We start from the raw sequence: 19,254 nt of genomic DNA, 5'->3' as shown, positions 1-19,254 counted from the left end.
TTATTGTAACTTAACATAGTATTCCTTAATGATTATTCTTCCCAGAGAAGCCAGGTATTTTACAGATACCAAAATTTTGCTAATTGTCCCCAAAAATAGGATGAATATATAGCAGGGAACAGCACTTCGGCTACGCTCAGTGTACGGGAACAGGGAATTAAGTGATCAAAGAAAAAGTTATTTGGGAATATTTCAGCAGTTAAATAAACAGAAAAAATCCAGTATTCTCCAAACGAACTCTCCGCGCCTCTGCGCTTCTGCGTGATACAAGGCCAAATTTTACTGATTACAGCAGTTATTTTTCAGGTAAGGTTGATGAAAAGTGATACACCATTCGAGTTAAACTCAGATAAAGAAATTGAACGGTTAATAGACGAAGTTATGTCCTCAACCCTAACTGACCTAACTGATGAACAGTACCGCAAAAAGATGCAGCGCCGCAAAGAGGTACAAGATCGGCGGATAGCACAGGCTTTGCCAGAAAAAGGGTTAATTATAGTTAATACTGGGAATGGTAAAGGTAAAACTACTGCGGCCTTGGGAATGGTGTTGCGATCGCTCGGTCATGGTTATAAAGTAGCCATTGTGCAGTTCATCAAAGGTTCTTGGGAACCATCAGAAAAACAAGTTTTTAGCCTTTGGGAAGACCAGCTAGAGTTTCACGCTATGGGCGAAGGTTTTACCTGGGAAACTCAAGACCGCGATCGTGACTTGGATAAAGCCAGCGCCGCTTGGGAAAAATCCTTAGAATATATCCGCAATCCCGAATTTCAACTAGTGCTGTTGGATGAAATTAACATCGCCTTGAAAATGAGCTATTTACAAGTAGAAGACGTTTTAGCCGGTTTAGCAGAAAAACCCCCAAATAAGCACGTAATTCTCACAGGTAGAGGTGCGCCAGCTGCTTTAATCGAACGAGCAGATTTAGTTACAGAAATGAATTTAGTAAAACATCCATTCCGAGATCAAGGTGTGAAGGCGCAACCAGGAATTGAGTTTTAACTAAGCTCAGTGTAATATTCTTGACACAACTGCAAAATCCGTTGGTCGTTAGTGCTAATTGCACTAATCCGATGATAGTCTGGCAGTGCTACAGAGTAAGGATAGGTTCTAGTTTGCTCATCATTGTAGTTAGGTATTTGAAATTGATTAGCTGTCGCTATCTGATTCACACCCACTTCACCAGGAGAAGATGTAACTGTCATCGCCAATTCTCCTGATGGCTCTATAGCACCTTGAAAGCAACTAAACTCTGATTGAGGCATATACAACGCCCCTGTGATCTTACCTTGGCGATTCTCAAATACGATATATCCTTGCCCAATTTGGTCAGATATTGGTGATTGACCATAGAGATAAGTCCCATCTTGGGTGGGGAAATTTGTTCTGGGAAATCTGGGAGTGAGGCTAAATAGGGAGGTAATTTCAGGTGTGGTTTTGATATTCCTCAACAATTTACTAGAGGACACAAATCGAGAACGATGTTTTACTTCATCCTTTACATTTGCGGTTTCTAGTGAAGACTCTGCGAGATTTCGGCGCTTTTCTTTTTCAAGAACAATTTTGCGGATGAGATTTCTTTGTTCTCGCACTTGTCGGAAGCGAGATAGCACAGATGGTTCGTTGGTAGATATGGTTGGTGTTTGATTACTCAATACTGGTTTAGTCTGTTCACCAATTACGCCTATTGTCAGAAGTAAGCCCAGAAGAGGAAGTTTCAACTTACGTGCGGTGAATAATTTACTAATTTTGTTAAGCACCCGATCCCTCCTGTCAAAAAATCAACTTCTTTATCTTCAACTTACTTAAACCATAACCCAATACAGATTATTTAAGGCACTGTCAAAGGTGTGATCTATTTTACATTTTTATTATGTCGGATGATGATGTCAAAAGACCCAACATTAGTCCTAATTTTAGCCTAAAATTGCACAATAATTCTGGTTTTAGGATTCATACTTTTCTGTAAAGATTTATGCCATGAGCTAATTTCAAGCTGATACTTTAAATAGCTACAACAGCAAATATCTCAATCGCTAAGGAGATGAGGAGACACACGGATAATTGAAATGTCTCAATTAGTGAGTTTTGAGCCTACTCCCCACCTAATAAAAAAAATCGCCCCCTGTATTCAGGAGGCGCGTCACAGCGAGCCATTTGCTTTTAGCTAGCAACGTACTCTTTGACATTGGCTCGACGACGGCGCAAATGAGCCAGAGCCTGATGTTCTAGCTGACGGACGCGCTCACGGCTAAGATTTAAGCGTTCACCCACTTTGGCTAAGGACATTTCGTTCCCATCTTCTAAACCAAAGCGCAGAGCTAAAACTTGTCGTTGTTGGGGGGTGAGTTCTGCTAACAAGTTATTCAGGTCTTGACGCAAGAACTCTTGGGTAGTGTAATACTCTGGAGATGGCCCGTCATCTTCAAGCATTTCTTGCAATTCTGTATCCTGGTTATCGCCGACTTTCACATCTAAGGAAACTGGTTGACGAGCCATGTTGAGATACTCCCGAATTTGCATCGGCTCTAGTTGCAACTCTACAGCAATTTCAGTTGGTGTAGGCGATCGCCCCAGCTTTTGCGCCAGTTCTCGCTGCACTTTTTTGATTTTGTTGAGTTTCTCGGTGATGTGAATTGGTAAACGAATAGTCCGACCTTGTTGGGCGATCGCACGAGTAATCGCTTGGCGAATCCACCAGTAAGCATAGGTGGAAAACTTATAACCCCTGGTGGGATCAAACTTTTCTACACCTCTTTCTAAACCTAGAGTTCCTTCTTGGATCAAATCCAAAAACTCCATGTTCCGCTTTTGGTATTTCTTGGCGATCGCTACCACTAAGCGCAAGTTTGCTTCGATCATCTTTTGTTTAGCTCGTTTACCTTGAGCTACAGCCTGTGTCACCTCTGTTTCCAACTGGTTAACATGGGCCGCCCATTCTGCTAAACTGGGTTCATGCTCTAGTGTTTTCCCTAAAGCTTCTTTCGCTTCTAGCAGCATCATCATCTGTTGTACCTGCTTACCGAAAATAATCTCCTCTTCACGAGTTAGCAAGGGTACACGACCAATTTCGCGCAGATAGGTTCGCACCATATCGGCGGTAAACTTGGTATTGAGGTTTTCGGTTTTGGTGTTAACAATAGCCATTGGTGCGTTGTCCTCTACTCCGTAAACACAACGGATCTTTAATAACTAAAACTTGGTCTGGAAAGGTAGTACACATATCACGGAACATAGGGCGCTACCAAAAGAAGTCAATTCATACACCGCGTATGCAGTATCAAGAAGATGCAGCCTCGATATAGGTTCCTCTACCTTCCCTTAATCTGTGAATCTCTGAGAAACACAATTGATTAGTTGCGATAATTCTTTTTATCCTCAGTTGCCATGTGCAACTGTAAAATATGAAGTCGATATGAGTTCTACTTATCCTATATTAAGACAAGTCCAACAGATAGTAAAGTATCTCAGACAAATCTTACAATTATAATCGAAAATGGATTTATTGAAAAAGAAATAAATTTCCTCAATTTAATTAACTATATCTATAGTGACGCTAAAACCCTGTCGTCTGTTGCTTATAAGTAGCCGGATAACCGAACTGAGTCCCCTGAGAAGATGGAGGGATGTTACGAATCAGTTATCAGTTATCAGTTATCAGTTACTTGTACTGAGCGGCTTGTACTGAGCGCAGTCGAAGTAAGTCGAAGTATCAGTTAAATCCCTGGTAAAACACCACAGCAATTGCTGGTAAGCTTTAGGGGTGAGCCGAAATCCCCCTATGAGCGGGTTTATTCATCACAAGAGTGGATATTTGATCCTATCTGTAAACCCGCTCCCACCACTTGATAACTGATAACTGTTCACTGTTGACTGATTTAAGGCACAATCAGCACAGGACAAGGAGAAAGATTAATTACACGGGTAGTCACACTATCAGTAGCTCCCTCTTCGGTTAAACCTAATCCTCTACACCCCATAATAATTAAATCTGCCCCAACTTCATCTGCCACATCACAGATAGTAAAAGCTGCTTTACCCTCCCTTTCGATAATCTCAGATGTAATTCCTTGCCCAGAAAAAAAAGATTGGGCATTTTCCAGCAACTTAGCCACCGCTTCTGCGGACATCATTGGGTCTGGACTAGACGTATCTGCGGGGGATGTTTCCACCACAGACAGCAGCACCAAGCGACTATCATGCTTCTGCACAACGTTTGTCACTACGTCCACAGCTTCCCGCGCTTCCCGACTTTGATCAATTGGAAATAGTACTGTTTTAAACATCTCTCTCACCTAGCACCCCTGACTCCGGTAAAATCTTGATGGTTCTACTTTCAAAACAATAACAAAAAGGCCATCAGGAGAGTCTATCTATGTCCAAAAAAACTTTAGCAAATTTATCTGCTGCTGAAATCTCCGGTAAACGCGCCTTAGTCAGAGTCGATTTTAACGTCCCTGTGGATGACAAAGGTAAAATCACAGACGATACTCGCATTCGCGCTGCACTACCCACCATCAAAGATTTGATGGATAAGGGAGCTAAGGTGATTTTAGTGAGTCACTTTGGTCGTCCCAAGGGTGTGGATGAGAAGTTACGTTTAACCCCAGTGGCTGAACGTCTCTCGGAATTACTCGGTCAAAAAGTTGTGAAAACAGATGACTGTATTGGTGATGCAGTTGCTAGCCAAGTTAGTGCTTTACAAAATGGTCAAGTTCTTCTGTTAGAAAATGTCCGCTTTTATAAAGAAGAAGAGAAAAATGACCCAGAATTTGCGAAAAAACTGGCATCAAATGCCGATTTTTATGTAAATGATGCTTTTGGAACTGCACACCGCGCCCATGCTTCTACCGAAGGTGTAACTCACTATTTGAGTCCTTCTGTGGGTGGATATTTGATCGAGAAGGAATTGCAATACTTGCAAAGCGCCATCGAAAGTCCTCAACGTCCTTTGGCGGCCATTATTGGTGGTTCTAAAGTTTCCAGCAAAATTGGTGTAATTGAAACTCTGCTAGAGAAGTGCGACAAGTTGATCATTGGCGGTGGGATGATTTTCACCTTCTACAAAGCGCGTGGATTGAGTGTGGGTAAGTCTTTAGTGGAAGAAGACAAACTAGAACTAGCTAAGACTTTGGAAGCTAAAGCCAAAGAACGGGGTGTGGCTTTATTGCTACCCACAGATATCGTTTCGGCTGATAAGTTCGCCCCTGATGCCAATGCTACAACTGTCAGCATTGAAAATATTCCGGCTGATGGTATGGGTTTGGATATTGGACCCGACTCAATCAAAGTTTTCCAAGAGGCTTTGGCTGACTGCAAGACAGTGATTTGGAACGGACCAATGGGTGTGTTTGAGTTTGATAAATTTGCTGCTGGTACTGAGGCGATCGCCCATACCCTCGCGGAAATTGGTAAAACTGGTACAACCACAATCATTGGTGGTGGTGACTCTGTAGCGGCTGTGGAAAAAGTCGGTTTAGCTGACCAAATGAGCCACATCTCCACAGGAGGCGGCGCTAGTTTAGAGTTGCTAGAAGGTAAGGTATTGCCTGGAATTGCGGCTTTAGACGAAGCTTAAGCAGTTAACAGTTAACAGTGATCAGTGATTAGACGAAAATTTTAATAGCTAATCACTGTTAGCTTTGTTTTATAAAATTAATGTTTCGAGCTTCGCTTGTACTTCTTCTATTAAATCTGGTGTAACACTTTCAACAAATTTTACCTTTCTAGCTCTCCAATCTAGTGTTTTAATTTGGTCAGCCAACACAACTCCTTTTGTTTGCATTCCCTCAATAAGCGGAACTTCAAAACTAAGCCCTTTTGACGTGCTAGTTATGGGACACGCTAGAACTAAAGAAGCCATGCGATTATATTTAATTGGAGATAGCACAAGAACAGGACGGTAGCCTGTTTGCTCACGCCCTTGTTGTTGCAATTCATTATTTAATGTCCTAGCAATATCATCAAATGACATTCCTGACGCTTGCAGGGTAAATGCACGCTTAATTGAATCGGCCGTAAATTGCTGCGGGTTTCCAAATTCTAATTTGACAATATGACCTCTGTCGGGAAAGTACGAATTAACTACCAATCTTCATTCCCTACAATGTTTCCAGTTTCGATTTCAGGATGAAAATTTTCAGGTTTCATACCTTCTAGCAACTCATCCAGCGTATATTTTTTCCTTTTTTGTGGTGTAATCACAATACTGCTACCTTCAACGGTAAAATCTATACTTGTTCCTTCGGTTACTTGCGCTTGTTCAGCGACCGATCTGGGAATTCGAATAGCTAAACTGTTTCCCCATTTAGCAACAACTTTCGTCATAGATATCTCCAAATATTTTGTTAGAGATCCACACGCCAAACTTGAGATTTTCGGAGTGAAATACTCTTAACAACTTTGCTTGACGTATATACTTTGAAGATACATATTTAATTAGCTGATGTCAATAACTTTTTTGATATAGATATATTTGCGTTAAAACGCGTCTCATGCCGTGCTGAATACTGGGGTGTATAAATGTCGTGATAGTCCAAAAATACTATTCATATAAAGTACCGTCTTGCTGTGTGAATATTGTATTTCCATCAGCACCACGTTTAGCAATTAGGTCATGGTCTGGGTAGTAACCTACATCACCGGGACTGCGATCGCCTATTTCTAAATAAACTACCTCTACATTGGAGCGATTTACTAATTGGTGTCCATCTTTCTCACCTGCTGAAAAACCTGCCATCATTCCCGGTGTGAGGGTTTCCGCTCCCGTGTTAGTAACTAGAGTCACTTCACCTTCTATGATGTAAACAAACTCATCTTGTCGGGTGTGCCAATGTCGGAGAGCAGAACAACTTCCCGGTGCAAGTGTTACTAAATTCACACCAAAATTTTTTAATCCTGCCGCATTTCCTAACACCTGTTTTGCTCTCCCGAACACCACAGATTTAAATTTATCGGGATAATTTGAAGTTGTCCGACTGGGGACATTTTCAGGGTTGATGATCATTTTTCACTTCTCTAGATAATCGACTCATGAATTTTAGTTGGACTCAGTTTCAGGAGGTGTCGGGTTTTCTGTCGGTGTGGGTGTCGGTGTCGGGTTTTCTGTCGGTGTGGGTGTAGGTGTAGGCGTGGGTGTAGGTGTTGGTGTAGGTGTTGGTTCCGGTGTTGGTTCTGGCGTTGGTTCCGGTGTTGGTTCCGGTGTTGGTTCCGGTGTTGGTTCCGGTGTGGGATTTTCCGCCGTAATATTCAATTGATAACTGAGTGGTTCTGAGACTGTGGAAGTAATCACAAACTCATAAAGTCCGGATTCTGGTAATTTAGCGGATAAATTCCGTTTTGTGGAATCTTCTAAAAATTTGACCTTACCAGAAGGAGAATAAACCGAAAACAAAATTTGAGAACTTGCTTCTAACTTCACTTCTAGTAATTGATTCTGAGTCAGACTAGCAATAAAAACTTTACCCCCAGCTGGGTGAACAGCAGGTTGTAGATTCCCTCTGATTGTTTTGCTGGTAGCGCCTGAATCAAATTGGATTCTTTCAAAAGCAGTTTTAGAGAGAATAGCATTGAGTTTATCGCTGACAAACCCGTGCCAAACTTGTCCAATGGGTTGACTAATAAAATCTTGGCCTCGCTGTTGGGGAAATTGGTGGAAAAAAGCAGCGTCACCTAAATCATATAAAGATGTACTACTAACATTAGTTTTGTTAGCTTCTACTCGCCAACGTTCCCGTTCTGCTGCTCCATAGGTTCCTAGTTGTCGTCGCGCCCTACTACTTAATGGAGCCAGTTTTTCTAAGATTTCGGAGGCTATGTTATCCCATTCTGCTCGTAAACTCTCATCTTCGGGTTTATCGTTGAGAATGCGTCCCTGTACGTTGGGGTTATTGTTCCAAAAAAATTGATTGACTAAATTAACGTAAAATTTCAAGTCAATATCCAGTTGCTCACGACGCGCATCTAATCTGCGTTTGCGCTGTTGTTCCTCTGGAGAAAATTGATTTAAGTCTTCTGTGGGTGTTTCTGGGCGATCGCTAGTACTGAATCCCCACCAAATTCCGCCAGTTGTACCGACAATTAACATTAGTGCTATCAGTCCTGTGATCGGTGTCAACCAGGATGATGGTTCCGGAGATGGAGGATAAGAGGGGGATGGGGCAGAGGAACGGGGTGGAGACGGTGGAGAAACCGCTACTGTGGCGGATGTAGTCGGTGGGGCTATGGGGGGATATTGGGTGGGTGGATGGCTGGGTGCTGAGGGCTTCAGGGCTGCTAAAACGTGAGCGGCTGAATGATAGCGATCGCCTGGTCTGGGAGATAGCATTTTATCTAATATCTGTCCCAAATCCTGATTTAAAGTCACTTCCTGTCGCCATTGCCAAGTGAGATAATAATTATCAATTAGTTGTTGCGGCTGTTTTCCTGTCAATAAAACCAGCATCGTCACAGCCAAGGAATACAAGTCACTGTGAGTAGACACCAAACCCGTTTGCATTTGTTCTGGAGGTGCAAAGCCGATTTTTCCTAGCAGCGTCGGCGATGGACGGGATTCCGATTCTTCTGGTTGCTGGTAATATTGTGAGGCTACCGTGGCTGCTACTTGTTTCACACCGCCAAAATCAATTAATACTGGTAATTTGTCACTACTCCGCAGAATTAAATTATCTGGCGAGATATCCCGATGAATTACCCCCATTGAGTGGATATATTCCAACACGGGTAAAAGTTGTAGTAACAATTGTCTAATTTCAGGTTCTGTAAATCTTAAACCTTGCTGTTTCCGCGCCTCTAATAAAGAATTATAAGTTTTACCTTCCACATAATCCTGCACTAAAAACAGGTATTGTTTACCTTCTAATTTCATCCGTAGTAGTTCCCGAAACCGAGGAATTTGGGGATGTTGCAGCTTGTAGAGAACACTGGCTTCTCGCTCAAATAATTCTTCGGCTTTTTGGACAATATACTCGGTTTGGACTTGGGGGGAGAACTCTTTTAAAACACAAAGTTCCCGAAAACGGTTAGTATCTTCAGCCAAATAAGTCCGTCCAAAACCGCCTTGACCAATTTGACGGATAATTACATAGCGATCGCCTAAAGTTAAACCCGGTTGAATACTATTATTTATATACATAAGTCATAGGTTATTGGTTATTTGATTTTTACCTGAGCCACTTGATCAGCTGCGATCGCATACCAAAGTTGACCGAAAGTTTGCTGATTCAGTTTCCCACGGTCTTGTCCTGGAAACAACCGATCAAATTTTTCGTTCGTATCCCTGTTAAGTTGATCGATAGTATAGTTTCCCCACTCTCCCCTCCTCGCTTGTTCTCTCCAAATTTTCTCATTCTCTGAACCATAATTCCCTAATTTTTGACGAGCTGCTTTACTCAGATTAGCCTTTTCAATTTGATCCAATAAATCCCCCGCAATTCCCGCCCATTCACCCCTTAATCCTGCATCCTCAGCCCCAGCAGTCAAAATGCGTCCGTTCAGTTCTGGTTTCTCAGCGTGAAATAAATTATCTACAAACGGGATAAAAAAACCTGTTGGTATTTCTAGCTGTTGGTGACGGCGTAAAATTTGGGTAATATTCTCAGAACCTCTATCACCCAGAGGATTGGGGAAACTGGGAATCTCTGGGAAGGAAATTGTGGGAATGCTGATAGAAGTAACGCTACGAACGATAGAATTTACCACAGCCCAAGTCCCAGCGCCAATTAAAACCACTAAAGTTGTTCCCCCCACACTCACAGCAAAGGGGCGCAACCACACTGGGATGGTAATCTTTTGATTAATTAATTGAGTTTGACTGTGTAATTTACTGACAATAGTAGAGGCTTGTTTTTTTCCCGGAGCCACCACCATCGTTTTCAGCTTAGTTACATAAGGATGCTGGGTTTTGGGAATTGTAGCCATAGATAAATCTGCGAGTACATCTTCAGCCTTTTCATAGCGATCGCTCGGTTTATAAGCCAGCATCTTTTTTAACACAGACTCTAATTTCCTACCGACCTTAATTTCCCTACCCCAAGACCAAATCCCCTCATAACTGTCATACAGCTTTTGTGGTTCCTTACCCGTCAGCAACACTAAAACAGTAACCGCCAAAGAATATAAATCGCTATTAAAAAATACTTTACCCTGTCTCAGTTGCTCCTCTGGCGCATAGCCCTTTTTACCCAACAACGTATTATTCACATCCAACTGAGTAAACCAAAAACCTTTCTCCGCCGGTAACTGTTTCACACCCCCAAAATCAATCAATACCGGTAAATTATCAGAACGCCGCCAAATCAAATTATCAGGAGAAATATCACGATGAACTACATCTCGTGAGTGGATATAGGATAAAACAGGTAAAATTTCCTGCAATAACTTGATAACTTCCTCTTCGCTAAAAACTCCACCTTCACCTTGGCGTTGCTCTAACAATTCCTCATAATTAATACCATCTATATAATCCTGCACCAAAAAGAAAAAATCCTTCCTCCCGATTTTCACCTGTAGCGAAGCATGAAAACGGGGAATTTGCGGATGTTGGAGAGACTGAAGCACACTCGCTTCTCGGTCAAATAACTCCCTAGCCTTTTGTAAATCCTCCGGTGCTTGTACCTGGGGTGCAAATTCCTTTAGCACACAGCGTTGATGAGATTTTTGATGATCTTCCGCCAAATAAGTCCGCCCAAAACCGCCTTGACCTAATTGTCGGATAATCCCATAACGATGATTGACAAGTTGTCCAGCAGCCAGAGGTAACGGCTCACCACAATGGATACAAAAACAGTTGCTACCGTCGTTTCCGTGTTGTTTACTGCAATATAACTGCATCATTCAAGAGGCTCAACTAAGGTTTTATTAAGTTACTACAAGTGTTGCAGTTGCAGTTACGGTAATCATCCCCCAACTTGTCTCAGCAAAAATTTCCATAAATCAGATAATGGCTAAAATAGGCCCCACACATCAGCCTCAACTTCATGAACAGCAAATCACCAAAAACGCGAGCCATTAAAGGATTTGAAGACTTTATCTCTACGCCCCTAGACACCTTACTACAACAACATCTGCATATTTCCAGCCAATCAACAGCCTTAAACTTATTTTACGACGTAGCCAGCAACGTACCTGCTTACAAAGCTTTTTTAGCAGCACAAGAAATTGATCCCACAGCTATCCAAACATTGGCAGATTTCGAGAAACTACCTGTAATTAACAAAGAAAATTATATATCCCGTCATCCTTTAGCCCAATTGTGCCGCTATGGAAAATTAGAAACCTGCGACATGATCGCAGCCTCCTCTGGTTCCACAGGTAAACCCACATTTTGGCCGCGTTTCTTCACCGATGAACTACAAATTGCTACACGATTTGAACAGATTTTTCATGATAGTTTCTATACAGATACTAGACGCACACTCTCTGTAATTTGTTTCTCATTAGGTACTTGGGTAGGTGGAATGTTTACCACCAATTGCTGTCGCTATCTTGCCAGTAAAGGCTATCCCCTCACCGTAATTACCCCCGGCAATAATAAAACCGAAATATTACGTATAGTACAGGAAATCGGCGCAGATTTTGATCAAGTAGTATTACTCGGTTATCCGCCATTTCTCAAAGATGTCATTGATACTGGCATTGCTCAGGGTGTGGAGTGGCAGCAATATCAGATTAAATTAGTCATGGCGGGAGAAGTCTTCAGCGAAGAATGGCGGAGTTTAGTGGGTGAGAGAGTAGGGGCGGAAAATCCCTGCTACAACTTTGCTTCACTTTACGGGACTGCGGACGCAGGTGTATTGGGTAACGAAACACCCTTGAGTATATGCATTCGTCGTTTCCTCGCAGCACATCCAGAAGCCGCTAAAGCATTATTTGGCGAATCTCGTTTACCCACATTGGTGCAGTACGACCCCACCAGTCGTTTTTTTGAAGTCCAGGATAATAAATTACTCTTTTCTGGAGATAATGGCATCCCCTTAATTCGCTATAACATTATGGATACTGGGGGCATAATTAGTTACAATGCCATGCTCCAGTTCTTAGCAGAGTGGGGATTTGACCCTATAGCAGATTTGACCTCTCAGACTCAGGATTTACCTAGAGGAATACATCCCTTACCTTTTGTCTATATTTTCGGACGCTCTAACTTTACAGTTTCCTACTTTGGTGCAAATATTTATCCCGAAAATGTCACTGTCGGATTAGAACAAGGCGAAATTACTCCCTGGGTGACAGGAAAGTTTGTCTTGCAGGTAAAAGAAGATGCCGATAAAAACCGATTATTATCTGTAGTGGTGGAGTTAGCCCCAGGGGTAGAAGGTAGTGAAGACCAGCGACAGGCGATCGCATCCTCTATTCTTTCCCAACTGTTGCGCCTCAACAGCGAGTTTGCTAACTATGTCCCCCCAGAATATCAAACCCCACAAGTCACATTAGCCCCAATGGGTGATGCAGAATATTTCCCCATAGGGGTGAAACATCGTTATACCCGCCGATAGTGGGTGAAAGTTGCGACCGTATACGGTAATTACCTCAATTGAGGAGGGAGTTTTGTATTGCATTTTCGTAAACATCTGTTACATTAGTTTACATACAACCGCAATTTTTGCTAAATAAAAACTAGGAATACTAATTATGCCAGATACTAAAACTGCAACTTCCAACGACCCTAACGCTTTACGTTGGGGATTCACTCCTCAAAGCGAAAACTGGAACGGTCGTTTTGCCATGATTGGCTTTATCTCCGCTATTCTTTTGGAAGTGTTCTCCGGTCAAGGTTTTCTCCACTTCTGGGGTATCCTATAATCTAGGTTCTGCCAATTTCAATCAGAATATTAACTGAAAAAGCTCCGGACAGGGCCTCGGCCTTGTTCGGAGCTAAAATTTTAGGAGATATTAGGTACTGGGTACTGGGTACTAGGTACTAGGTACTGGGTATTTAACAATCTTTCCCCCCTGCACCCCTGCTTCTTAGTAGCGGTTACGTCCACCACCGCCACCACCACCGTATCCTCCCCGGTTACCACCACCACCAAAGGAACCACCTCTATCTTCTTTGGGTTTAGCTTTGTTAACTTTCAGGTCACGTCCCATCCATTCCGCACCATCTAAGGCCGCAATAGCTGCTTCTTCTTCAGCGTCTGAACCCATTTCTACGAAAGCAAAGCCACGAACACGACCTGTCTCACGGTCAGTTGGTATTTGCACACGTTTCACAGAGCCGTATTCTGCAAACACACCAGATAAACCCTCTTGGGTCACTTCGTAAGAAAGATTGCCTATGTAAATTGACATTTATTGTCTCCAAAATCACAAAGATGTAGAGATTTAGATTTCGGAGAAAAGTCTGTAAATACCACAAGGAAAAAGCCTGTCAATACTAAAAACAAACGCTGTCGCCGAATTAATTCTCAACCCTGATTGTGACACATAATTTCAGTTATCAGGGGAAAGTCAAAAAAACTGTTATAAAAAGTTATGTTAAGCTAATGTATATTTATGTTTCTAAGTCTACTCTCCTTTAGGTAGATATTTTAGATGTATAGCAAGCTTAGTGCATCATAGGGAAGAGGCTAGAAACTCTCTAATTGCAAGGATTTCATTATCTGTTTTGTCCTAACCTCCTTGGCGATTGCTATATCATATTTATCGGGCAATGAAAAAAATCCCGACCAGTATGAACAACTGAACGGGATTGTATGAACTCAAATTATGGTAATAATTTTATCTCTGCGCAAAATCTACAAGTCAGGAGGCAAAATCACCTGATCAATTGCGTGTATGACACCATTACTAGCTTCAATATCTGCCTGAACGACGTTGGCATCATTTACCATTACACCATTTGGACTAACTTTAACGCTGATTGCTCCACCTTCCAGGCTTTGTACTTCACCAGATGACAAGTCAGTGGATAGAACTTTACCACCGACGACATGGTATGTTAATAGCTTGAGCAAAATTTCTTTATTCTCTGGCTTGAGTAAGTCTCTCACAGCATCTTGCGGTAACTTAGCAAATGCAGCATCTGTGGGGGCGAAAACTGTTAAGTTAGTTTCACCTGCTAAAGCGTCTGTTAATCCGGCGGCTTTGAGGGCGGCGGTTAAGGTTTTAAAGTTAGGACTAGACTCTGCTAATCCTAACAAGGTCTGGTCTTGAGTTGGGGTTGTATCTGGGGCGGGAGGTGTGACTGTTCCACCTGGTGTAGTCGGACGATTACGGTTGTAGGGGAATTCATTGAAAATACTGGGGCGAGGATTGAGGACTCCACTACCAGTCTGGGCTAATAATTGATTGTTTGGTTGATTGGCTTCAGATGGTAAAGTAATCAGGAGGCTGACGCTCGCTAATCCTACTAGGGCTGCTAACTTGTTGAACACTTTGCTATAGTCTGCCTTCATAAATTTTGTTTGTTTTGGAGTTTATGCGGGTCACATAAAGATTTATAACACTTTGTTATCCCAAATATTGTAATCCCCCTTTGAAGATGGTTGGTGAACAGGATTACTATTCATGCTTTTGAGTGGCTGAATGGGAAAATTAGGTGAATTGAGTATATTTATCTATTCAGTTGGGTGATTTGATATTTTTATTATTCAACAAATAACTGGGGAGAAAAATCACGGAATTTTTGAGTGTTAGCTCATAAAGTGTCTATTTTAACGATATTTTTGTCTCGAAAATTTGGAATTTCTCAGGAAAATTACTTGAACTGAAGATACAATGAGAGCATTGTGGAATTAGTTTGTTAAAAGTAGAGATTATGTTAGAATTATACCAATGGGAATTATCTCACTACTCAGAGAAGGTGCGGTTGATTCTAGATTACAAAGGTCTAGATTACCGGAAAATAGAGGTTACACCAGGGGTAGGACAATTAGATTTATTCCGGTTGACTGGTCAAAAACAAGTGCCAGTTTTAAAAGACGGGAGTAAATATATTGTTGATTCTACGGAAATCGCTAAGTATTTGGATTTAGAATATCCGGAACGTCCACTGATTCCTCAAGATTCCCATAAACGGGGTTTAACCTTATTGATGGAAGAATGGGCGGATGAGTCTATTGGTGTGAAGGGTAGGAAGGCTCTGTTTTCTGCCATTAGTCAAGACCAAAGTTTTCGCCAGTCTTTGTTACCTAATTCTACACCGGATATATTCAAAACTCTGGTGGCTGGAGTTCCCAGTGATGTGTTGACGGTTTTAGGTTTTGGTGTGGGTTATAGCCCAGAGGTGATTAAATCAGCGATCGCCGACTTGAAACAAGACCTAGAAGCGTTAACATTAATATTAGCGGAGAGTCCCTATTTAACTGGTGATGAACCAACCTTAGCGGATTTAACCGTAGCCAGTTTATCAATCGTGCTGAAATTCCCCCAAATCGCCTATCTAGATTTACCAGCCAGTCTCTTAGGTAAAGGTGTCCCCGGATTAGCGGATAATCCTGATTATGAACTATTTTTTAGCTGGCGCGATCGCCTATATGCTCAATTCCGTAAACCATTAATTAACTTACCCACAACCGGATCAGCACCGACAGCTATTCAAATCGATTAGATCATGGGATGATAGCCTGAGAGAACCTTAAACACTTCTCTCTTCCTAACTGCTCTGTGTTCTCTGTGCCTCTGTGGTTTGTTAATCGCATAGAGACCCATGATCAAGTTCTCCGCACTTAAGATATGAACTCCTCACAACCATTAGGTTCAGTAACAGAAGGTTCTCTAACAGGGGGATTAGAAGTACGACTACACCCAGACATTTCTGTAGAAGATATGCGGGTAGGTAAATTTTTAGTTGTGCATGGAATGCGATCGCGCTTTTTCTGTATGCTGACAGATGTAGCACTAGGAACAGCAAACGATCGCATCATTGCTAATCCCCCAGGTTGGGAGGATACTTTTTTAAGAGAAGTTTTAGCAGGTAGTGGTACTTACGGTACTATCAACCTCGCACCCATGTTAATGTTCACACCGGAATCAGAAGAAACTTTCTCTTCTAATGGTAAAACACCTCATACTGTTCTCCCATCGTCCAATGGTTTAGCATCATTTCAGCCCCAAACCAGCACCACGATGGAATTACAACCAGTGAAAACCATTCCCAGTCACTTTAGTCAAGTTTATGACGCAAGTGTTGAGGATTTTCGCCGCGTATTTGGCTGGGAAGATGACCCCCACAGGCGAAACTTTTCTATCGGTAAACCCTTAGATATGGATGTGCCGATTTGTATTGATTTAAACCGCTTCGTCGAACGGAGTAACGGCGTGTTTGGCAAATCTGGGACAGGGAAATCCTTTCTCACCCGGTTACTTTTAGCGGGAGTAATTCGCAAAAATGCGGCGGTAAATTTAATTTTTGATATGCATTCCGAGTATGGCTGGGAAGCAGTAGCCGAAGGTAAAAATGTTAACACCGTTAAAGGCTTAAAGCAACTCTTTCCCGGTAAAGTCGAAGTCTACACCCTTGACCCCACATCAACAAAACGTCGGGGTGTGCGTGATGCACAAGAATTGTATCTTAGTTATGAACAAATTCAAGTCGAAGACATCAAGTTATGTAGTCGAGAATTAGGACTATCCGACGCTGCTTTAGATAACGCCAGTATTCTCTGTAATGAGTTGGGTAAATCTTGGATTCCCCAATTGTTTAATATGACAGGGGAAGATATCAAACTTTTTTGTGAAGAAAAACCAGGTCATCCCGGTTCCATAACTTCCTTACAGCGTAAACTCATGCGCCTGGATAGTTTAAAGTATATGCGGGGTGTTTGTCCCCAGAATTATATTAGTAAAATTGTCCAATCTTTAGAAGCTGGGAAAAACGTAGTTATCGAATTTGGTTCCCAAGCCAATATGCTTTCTTATATGTTAGTAACCAACATGATTACTAGACGTATTCATGGACATTATGTCGAGAAAGCCGATAAATTTCTACAAAGTAAAAATCCATGCGATCGCCCCACACCATTAATGATTACCATAGAAGAGGCGCATCGTTTCCTAGACCCCGCCATTGTCCAGAGTACCATTTTCGGAACCATCGCCCGTGAGCTGCGGAAATATTTCGTAACTTTATTAGTAGTAGACCAACGCCCATCCGGGATTGATAATGAAGTTATGTCACAGATTGGCACACGCATCACCGCCCTACTCAATGATGATAAAGATATAGATGCCATCTTTACAGGTGTATCTGGTGCTGGTGGTTTGCGGTCAGTCTTAGCCAAACTAGATTCTAAGCAACAAGCCTTAATTTTAGGTCATGCTGTCCCCATGCCGGTAGTTGTGAAAACCCGTCCTTATGACGCAACCTTCTATGCAGAAATCGGCGACCCCGCTTGGGAAGAAAAACCAGATGCAGAACTCTTCGCAGCTGCGGAAATAGCGAAAGCAGACTTAGGTTTTTAGGTATATAGGTTGGTTTAAACCAAGTGAAACCCAACAAAAAAAACTTTCAAATTTTGGGTTTCTTTACTCCACCTAACCTATAATTATGCTGAACAAGTAACCCCCATAAAATCTTTTAGAAAAATATGAATACAGCCCATGACCATGATTTTTATGCTTGGACACAACAGCAAGCACATTTATTAAGAACTAGACAAATAAATGAATTAGATTGGCTAAAAATTGCTGAAGAAATCGAAGATATGGGACGTTCTGAAAAAAGACAATTAACAAGTAGATTAGAAATATTAATTATGCACTTACTGAAATGGCAATTTCAGCCTAATCTCCGTTCTCGTAGTTGGGAATTAACTATTAAAGAACAACGTCTGCGTTTACAAGAACTCCTGCAAGAAAATCCTAGTCTGCAATCTCATCTGAATGAATTTATAGATAAAGTTTATCCTTTATCGACCATTAGCGCTGAAAGAGAAACAGGTTTATCTGTATTTCCAGAAACTTGTCCTTATAAGTTGACAGAAATTTTATCACCTGATTTTTTACCAGAATCAGAAGTTTTCTAGGTTCGGCACTATTATTATAAAAAATTAATCATCTATTCAAGAAATTAAAGCCAATAATCCTCACAATATTTTTGATTCTGAGAAGATGCAACAAGTTGCTAGGAGATTAGAAGGACTAAAGCAGAAAATTGAGCGAGACTATCAAGGAACTAGATAATCTCAAAAGGCATCAAAAAGAACGTGTTAGTTTTTTCAAATCTATTCCTATTGACATGATTTCTGAGGGATATATTACTACTCTTAGTGATGAGGAGTAATTTTACTTGCTTAAGGCTCTTCAAGAGAGAAAGGACGTGGAAAAACTTGGAAAACATCTCAAGACTGCGGCAAAAGTTGTCGCTGGTTTTGGAGTTTTAGCTGCATTTATTGGTTTGGGTTTCCGAAAGTCATAAATCTTATGGCTATTGTGACTCAAGTTTTTTTATAGCAACCGCCAAGGTGGTTAGGACAGAAACAGATAATGAAGCCCTCACAATTAAAGAGTTTCGAGCCTGTTCCCTGCTATAACTAACAATTAGATAATTTCCAAGAACTGTAATCATTAATGTAAGAGCCAGTAGGGTGTGTTAGCGACAGCGTAACGCACCGCCTTATTTGGTAAGCGTAACGCACCACGTAGCACAATAAAAATAGAGTTATTCTGCTTACTCTACATAGCACATTTAAGAGGTGCGTTACGGACTATCGTCCTAACACACCCTACTCACTACTCACTTAATAGACCCTACTAGATATTTATTCAAAGCCCACATTATTAGGTATATTTGGTGCGATTTCACTACCCCAATCTTCTGGATAAATTCCTTGTGCAACAAATCGGTGAAAACTGGAAAATTCCCATTGATTTGGTGCTTGACAAAAACCGTGTTTCACCGGATTGTAATGTATGTAATCACAATGGGTAGCAAAATCAGCTTCATCTCGAATAGCGTGTTTCCAAAACCGACGCTGCCATAAGTTACTTTCCATGCGTTTCTGGCGTGAATCGGTTAGTTGTGCTTCAAGTGCCAATTTTTCGCTACAGTGTTTGGTAACAAATGTTTTGATGAGTCGCCAACGAGTTGTATAGTTAGTATTGCCATCTGGTAAAGTCCAAATACAATGAAGATGATTTGGTAATAAAATTAGCGCATCAATTGAAAACGGATATTTTTGACGGACATCATTAATTGCTTTACGCAATGTAGGACGTGCAATATTGCTACATAACCAGGGGCGACGTTGATAGGTAACTTGGGTGAAAAAGTAAGTCCCGCCTGGAATTATGAGTCTTCTATAATTAGGCAAA

At 41.6% G+C, this 19,254-nt stretch carries 18 protein-coding genes; 7 read left to right on the top strand and 11 right to left on the bottom strand.

Annotated features, from left to right (window positions below):
* The first annotated feature begins 315 nt into the window (after window positions 1-315).
* The gene (gene cobO, locus VB620_RS00885; protein ID WP_323194235.1) at window positions 316-1,002 is read left to right on the top strand and encodes a cob(I)yrinic acid a,c-diamide adenosyltransferase; all 687 of its coding nucleotides are present in this window, start codon (window positions 316-318) and stop codon (window positions 1,000-1,002) included.
* On the opposite strand, the gene VB620_RS00880 is transcribed toward cobO, so the two are convergent.
* The 3 genes from VB620_RS00880 to VB620_RS00870 form a co-directional block, all read right to left on the bottom strand.
* A complete protein-coding gene (locus tag VB620_RS00880; protein ID WP_323194234.1) occupies window positions 999-1,760 on the bottom strand; it encodes a hypothetical protein in 762 nt (253 codons plus the stop codon). The two genes, cobO and VB620_RS00880, sit on opposite strands and share 4 nt — an antisense overlap.
* A 403-nt stretch (window positions 1,761-2,163) precedes the next feature.
* Window positions 2,164-3,147 carry an RNA polymerase sigma factor, RpoD/SigA family gene (locus VB620_RS00875; RefSeq protein WP_323194233.1) on the bottom strand — a complete coding sequence of 328 codons (984 nt, stop codon included), beginning with the start codon at window positions 3,145-3,147 and terminating at the stop codon, window positions 2,164-2,166.
* A gap of 731 nt (window positions 3,148-3,878) precedes the next feature.
* Window positions 3,879-4,286 (bottom strand): universal stress protein, encoded by a 408-nt coding sequence (locus tag VB620_RS00870; protein WP_323194232.1) that lies wholly within the window; start codon window positions 4,284-4,286, stop codon window positions 3,879-3,881.
* A gap of 89 nt (window positions 4,287-4,375) precedes the next feature.
* Between VB620_RS00870 and VB620_RS00865 the strand changes: the two genes are divergently transcribed.
* The gene (locus VB620_RS00865; RefSeq protein ID WP_323194231.1) at window positions 4,376-5,578 is read left to right on the top strand and encodes a phosphoglycerate kinase; all 1,203 of its coding nucleotides are present in this window, start codon (window positions 4,376-4,378) and stop codon (window positions 5,576-5,578) included.
* A 69-nt stretch (window positions 5,579-5,647) separates the two neighbouring features.
* On the opposite strand, the gene VB620_RS00860 is transcribed toward VB620_RS00865, so the two are convergent.
* The 5 genes from VB620_RS00860 to VB620_RS00840 form a co-directional block, all read right to left on the bottom strand.
* A complete protein-coding gene (locus tag VB620_RS00860) occupies window positions 5,648-6,091 on the bottom strand; it encodes a type II toxin-antitoxin system PemK/MazF family toxin (RefSeq protein ID WP_323194230.1) in 444 nt (147 codons plus the stop codon).
* On the bottom strand, window positions 6,085-6,327 hold the full coding sequence (locus tag VB620_RS00855) for an AbrB/MazE/SpoVT family DNA-binding domain-containing protein (RefSeq protein WP_323194229.1): 243 nt from the start codon (window positions 6,325-6,327) through the stop codon (window positions 6,085-6,087). Before VB620_RS00855 ends, VB620_RS00860 begins: the two co-directional genes overlap by 7 nt.
* A 217-nt stretch (window positions 6,328-6,544) precedes the next feature.
* Entirely contained in the window at window positions 6,545-7,006 is a 462-nt protein-coding gene (locus VB620_RS00850) for a cupin domain-containing protein (RefSeq protein ID WP_323194228.1), read from the bottom strand.
* A gap of 33 nt (window positions 7,007-7,039) precedes the next feature.
* Window positions 7,040-9,133, bottom strand: a complete 2,094-nt coding sequence (locus VB620_RS00845; RefSeq protein WP_323194227.1) for a serine/threonine-protein kinase — start codon at window positions 9,131-9,133, stop codon at window positions 7,040-7,042.
* 17 nt (window positions 9,134-9,150) lie between these two features.
* Window positions 9,151-10,830, bottom strand: coding sequence for a serine/threonine-protein kinase (locus VB620_RS00840; protein ID WP_323194383.1), 1,680 nt, complete (start codon window positions 10,828-10,830; stop codon window positions 9,151-9,153).
* A gap of 146 nt (window positions 10,831-10,976) precedes the next feature.
* Between VB620_RS00840 and VB620_RS00835 the strand changes: the two genes are divergently transcribed.
* Together VB620_RS00835 and VB620_RS00830 are read left to right on the top strand one after the other, a co-directional pair.
* Window positions 10,977-12,494: a phenylacetate--CoA ligase family protein gene (locus VB620_RS00835; protein ID WP_323194226.1), complete on the top strand. Its 1,518-nt coding sequence runs from the start codon at window positions 10,977-10,979 to the stop codon at window positions 12,492-12,494.
* A 136-nt stretch (window positions 12,495-12,630) separates the two neighbouring features.
* A complete protein-coding gene (locus VB620_RS00830) occupies window positions 12,631-12,801 on the top strand; it encodes a high light inducible protein (protein ID WP_323194225.1) in 171 nt (56 codons plus the stop codon).
* A gap of 165 nt (window positions 12,802-12,966) precedes the next feature.
* On the opposite strand, the gene VB620_RS00825 is transcribed toward VB620_RS00830, so the two are convergent.
* Window positions 12,967-13,290: an RNA recognition motif domain-containing protein gene (locus tag VB620_RS00825; RefSeq protein ID WP_323194224.1), complete on the bottom strand. Its 324-nt coding sequence runs from the start codon at window positions 13,288-13,290 to the stop codon at window positions 12,967-12,969.
* Between the two features lie 446 nt (window positions 13,291-13,736).
* Window positions 13,737-14,396, bottom strand: coding sequence for a fasciclin domain-containing protein (locus tag VB620_RS00820; protein WP_323194223.1), 660 nt, complete (start codon window positions 14,394-14,396; stop codon window positions 13,737-13,739).
* A 362-nt stretch (window positions 14,397-14,758) separates the two neighbouring features.
* On the opposite strand from VB620_RS00820, the gene VB620_RS00815 reads away from it, so the two are divergent.
* The 3 genes from VB620_RS00815 (at window position 14,759) to VB620_RS00805 (ending at window position 17,966) form a co-directional block, all read left to right on the top strand.
* On the top strand, window positions 14,759-15,550 hold the full coding sequence (locus tag VB620_RS00815) for a glutathione S-transferase family protein (RefSeq protein WP_323194222.1): 792 nt from the start codon (window positions 14,759-14,761) through the stop codon (window positions 15,548-15,550).
* 125 nt (window positions 15,551-15,675) lie between these two features.
* Window positions 15,676-17,403, top strand: coding sequence for an ATP-binding protein (locus tag VB620_RS00810; RefSeq protein ID WP_323194221.1), 1,728 nt, complete (start codon window positions 15,676-15,678; stop codon window positions 17,401-17,403).
* Window positions 17,404-17,528: 125 nt separating this feature from the next.
* Entirely contained in the window at window positions 17,529-17,966 is a 438-nt protein-coding gene (locus tag VB620_RS00805; protein ID WP_323194220.1) for a DUF29 domain-containing protein, read from the top strand.
* A 735-nt stretch (window positions 17,967-18,701) separates the two neighbouring features.
* Here the strand turns inward: VB620_RS00805 and VB620_RS00800 are convergent.
* Window positions 18,702-19,253: an REP-associated tyrosine transposase gene (locus tag VB620_RS00800; protein ID WP_323194219.1), complete on the bottom strand. Its 552-nt coding sequence runs from the start codon at window positions 19,251-19,253 to the stop codon at window positions 18,702-18,704.
* Window position 19,254: the final 1 nt, after the last annotated feature.

Origin of the sequence: Nodularia harveyana UHCC-0300, assembly GCF_034931085.1 — a bacterium.
In the GTDB taxonomy this organism is placed as follows: domain Bacteria; phylum Cyanobacteriota; class Cyanobacteriia; order Cyanobacteriales; family Nostocaceae; genus Nodularia; species Nodularia harveyana.
This window is presented reverse-complemented; position numbering and strand designations above follow the sequence as displayed.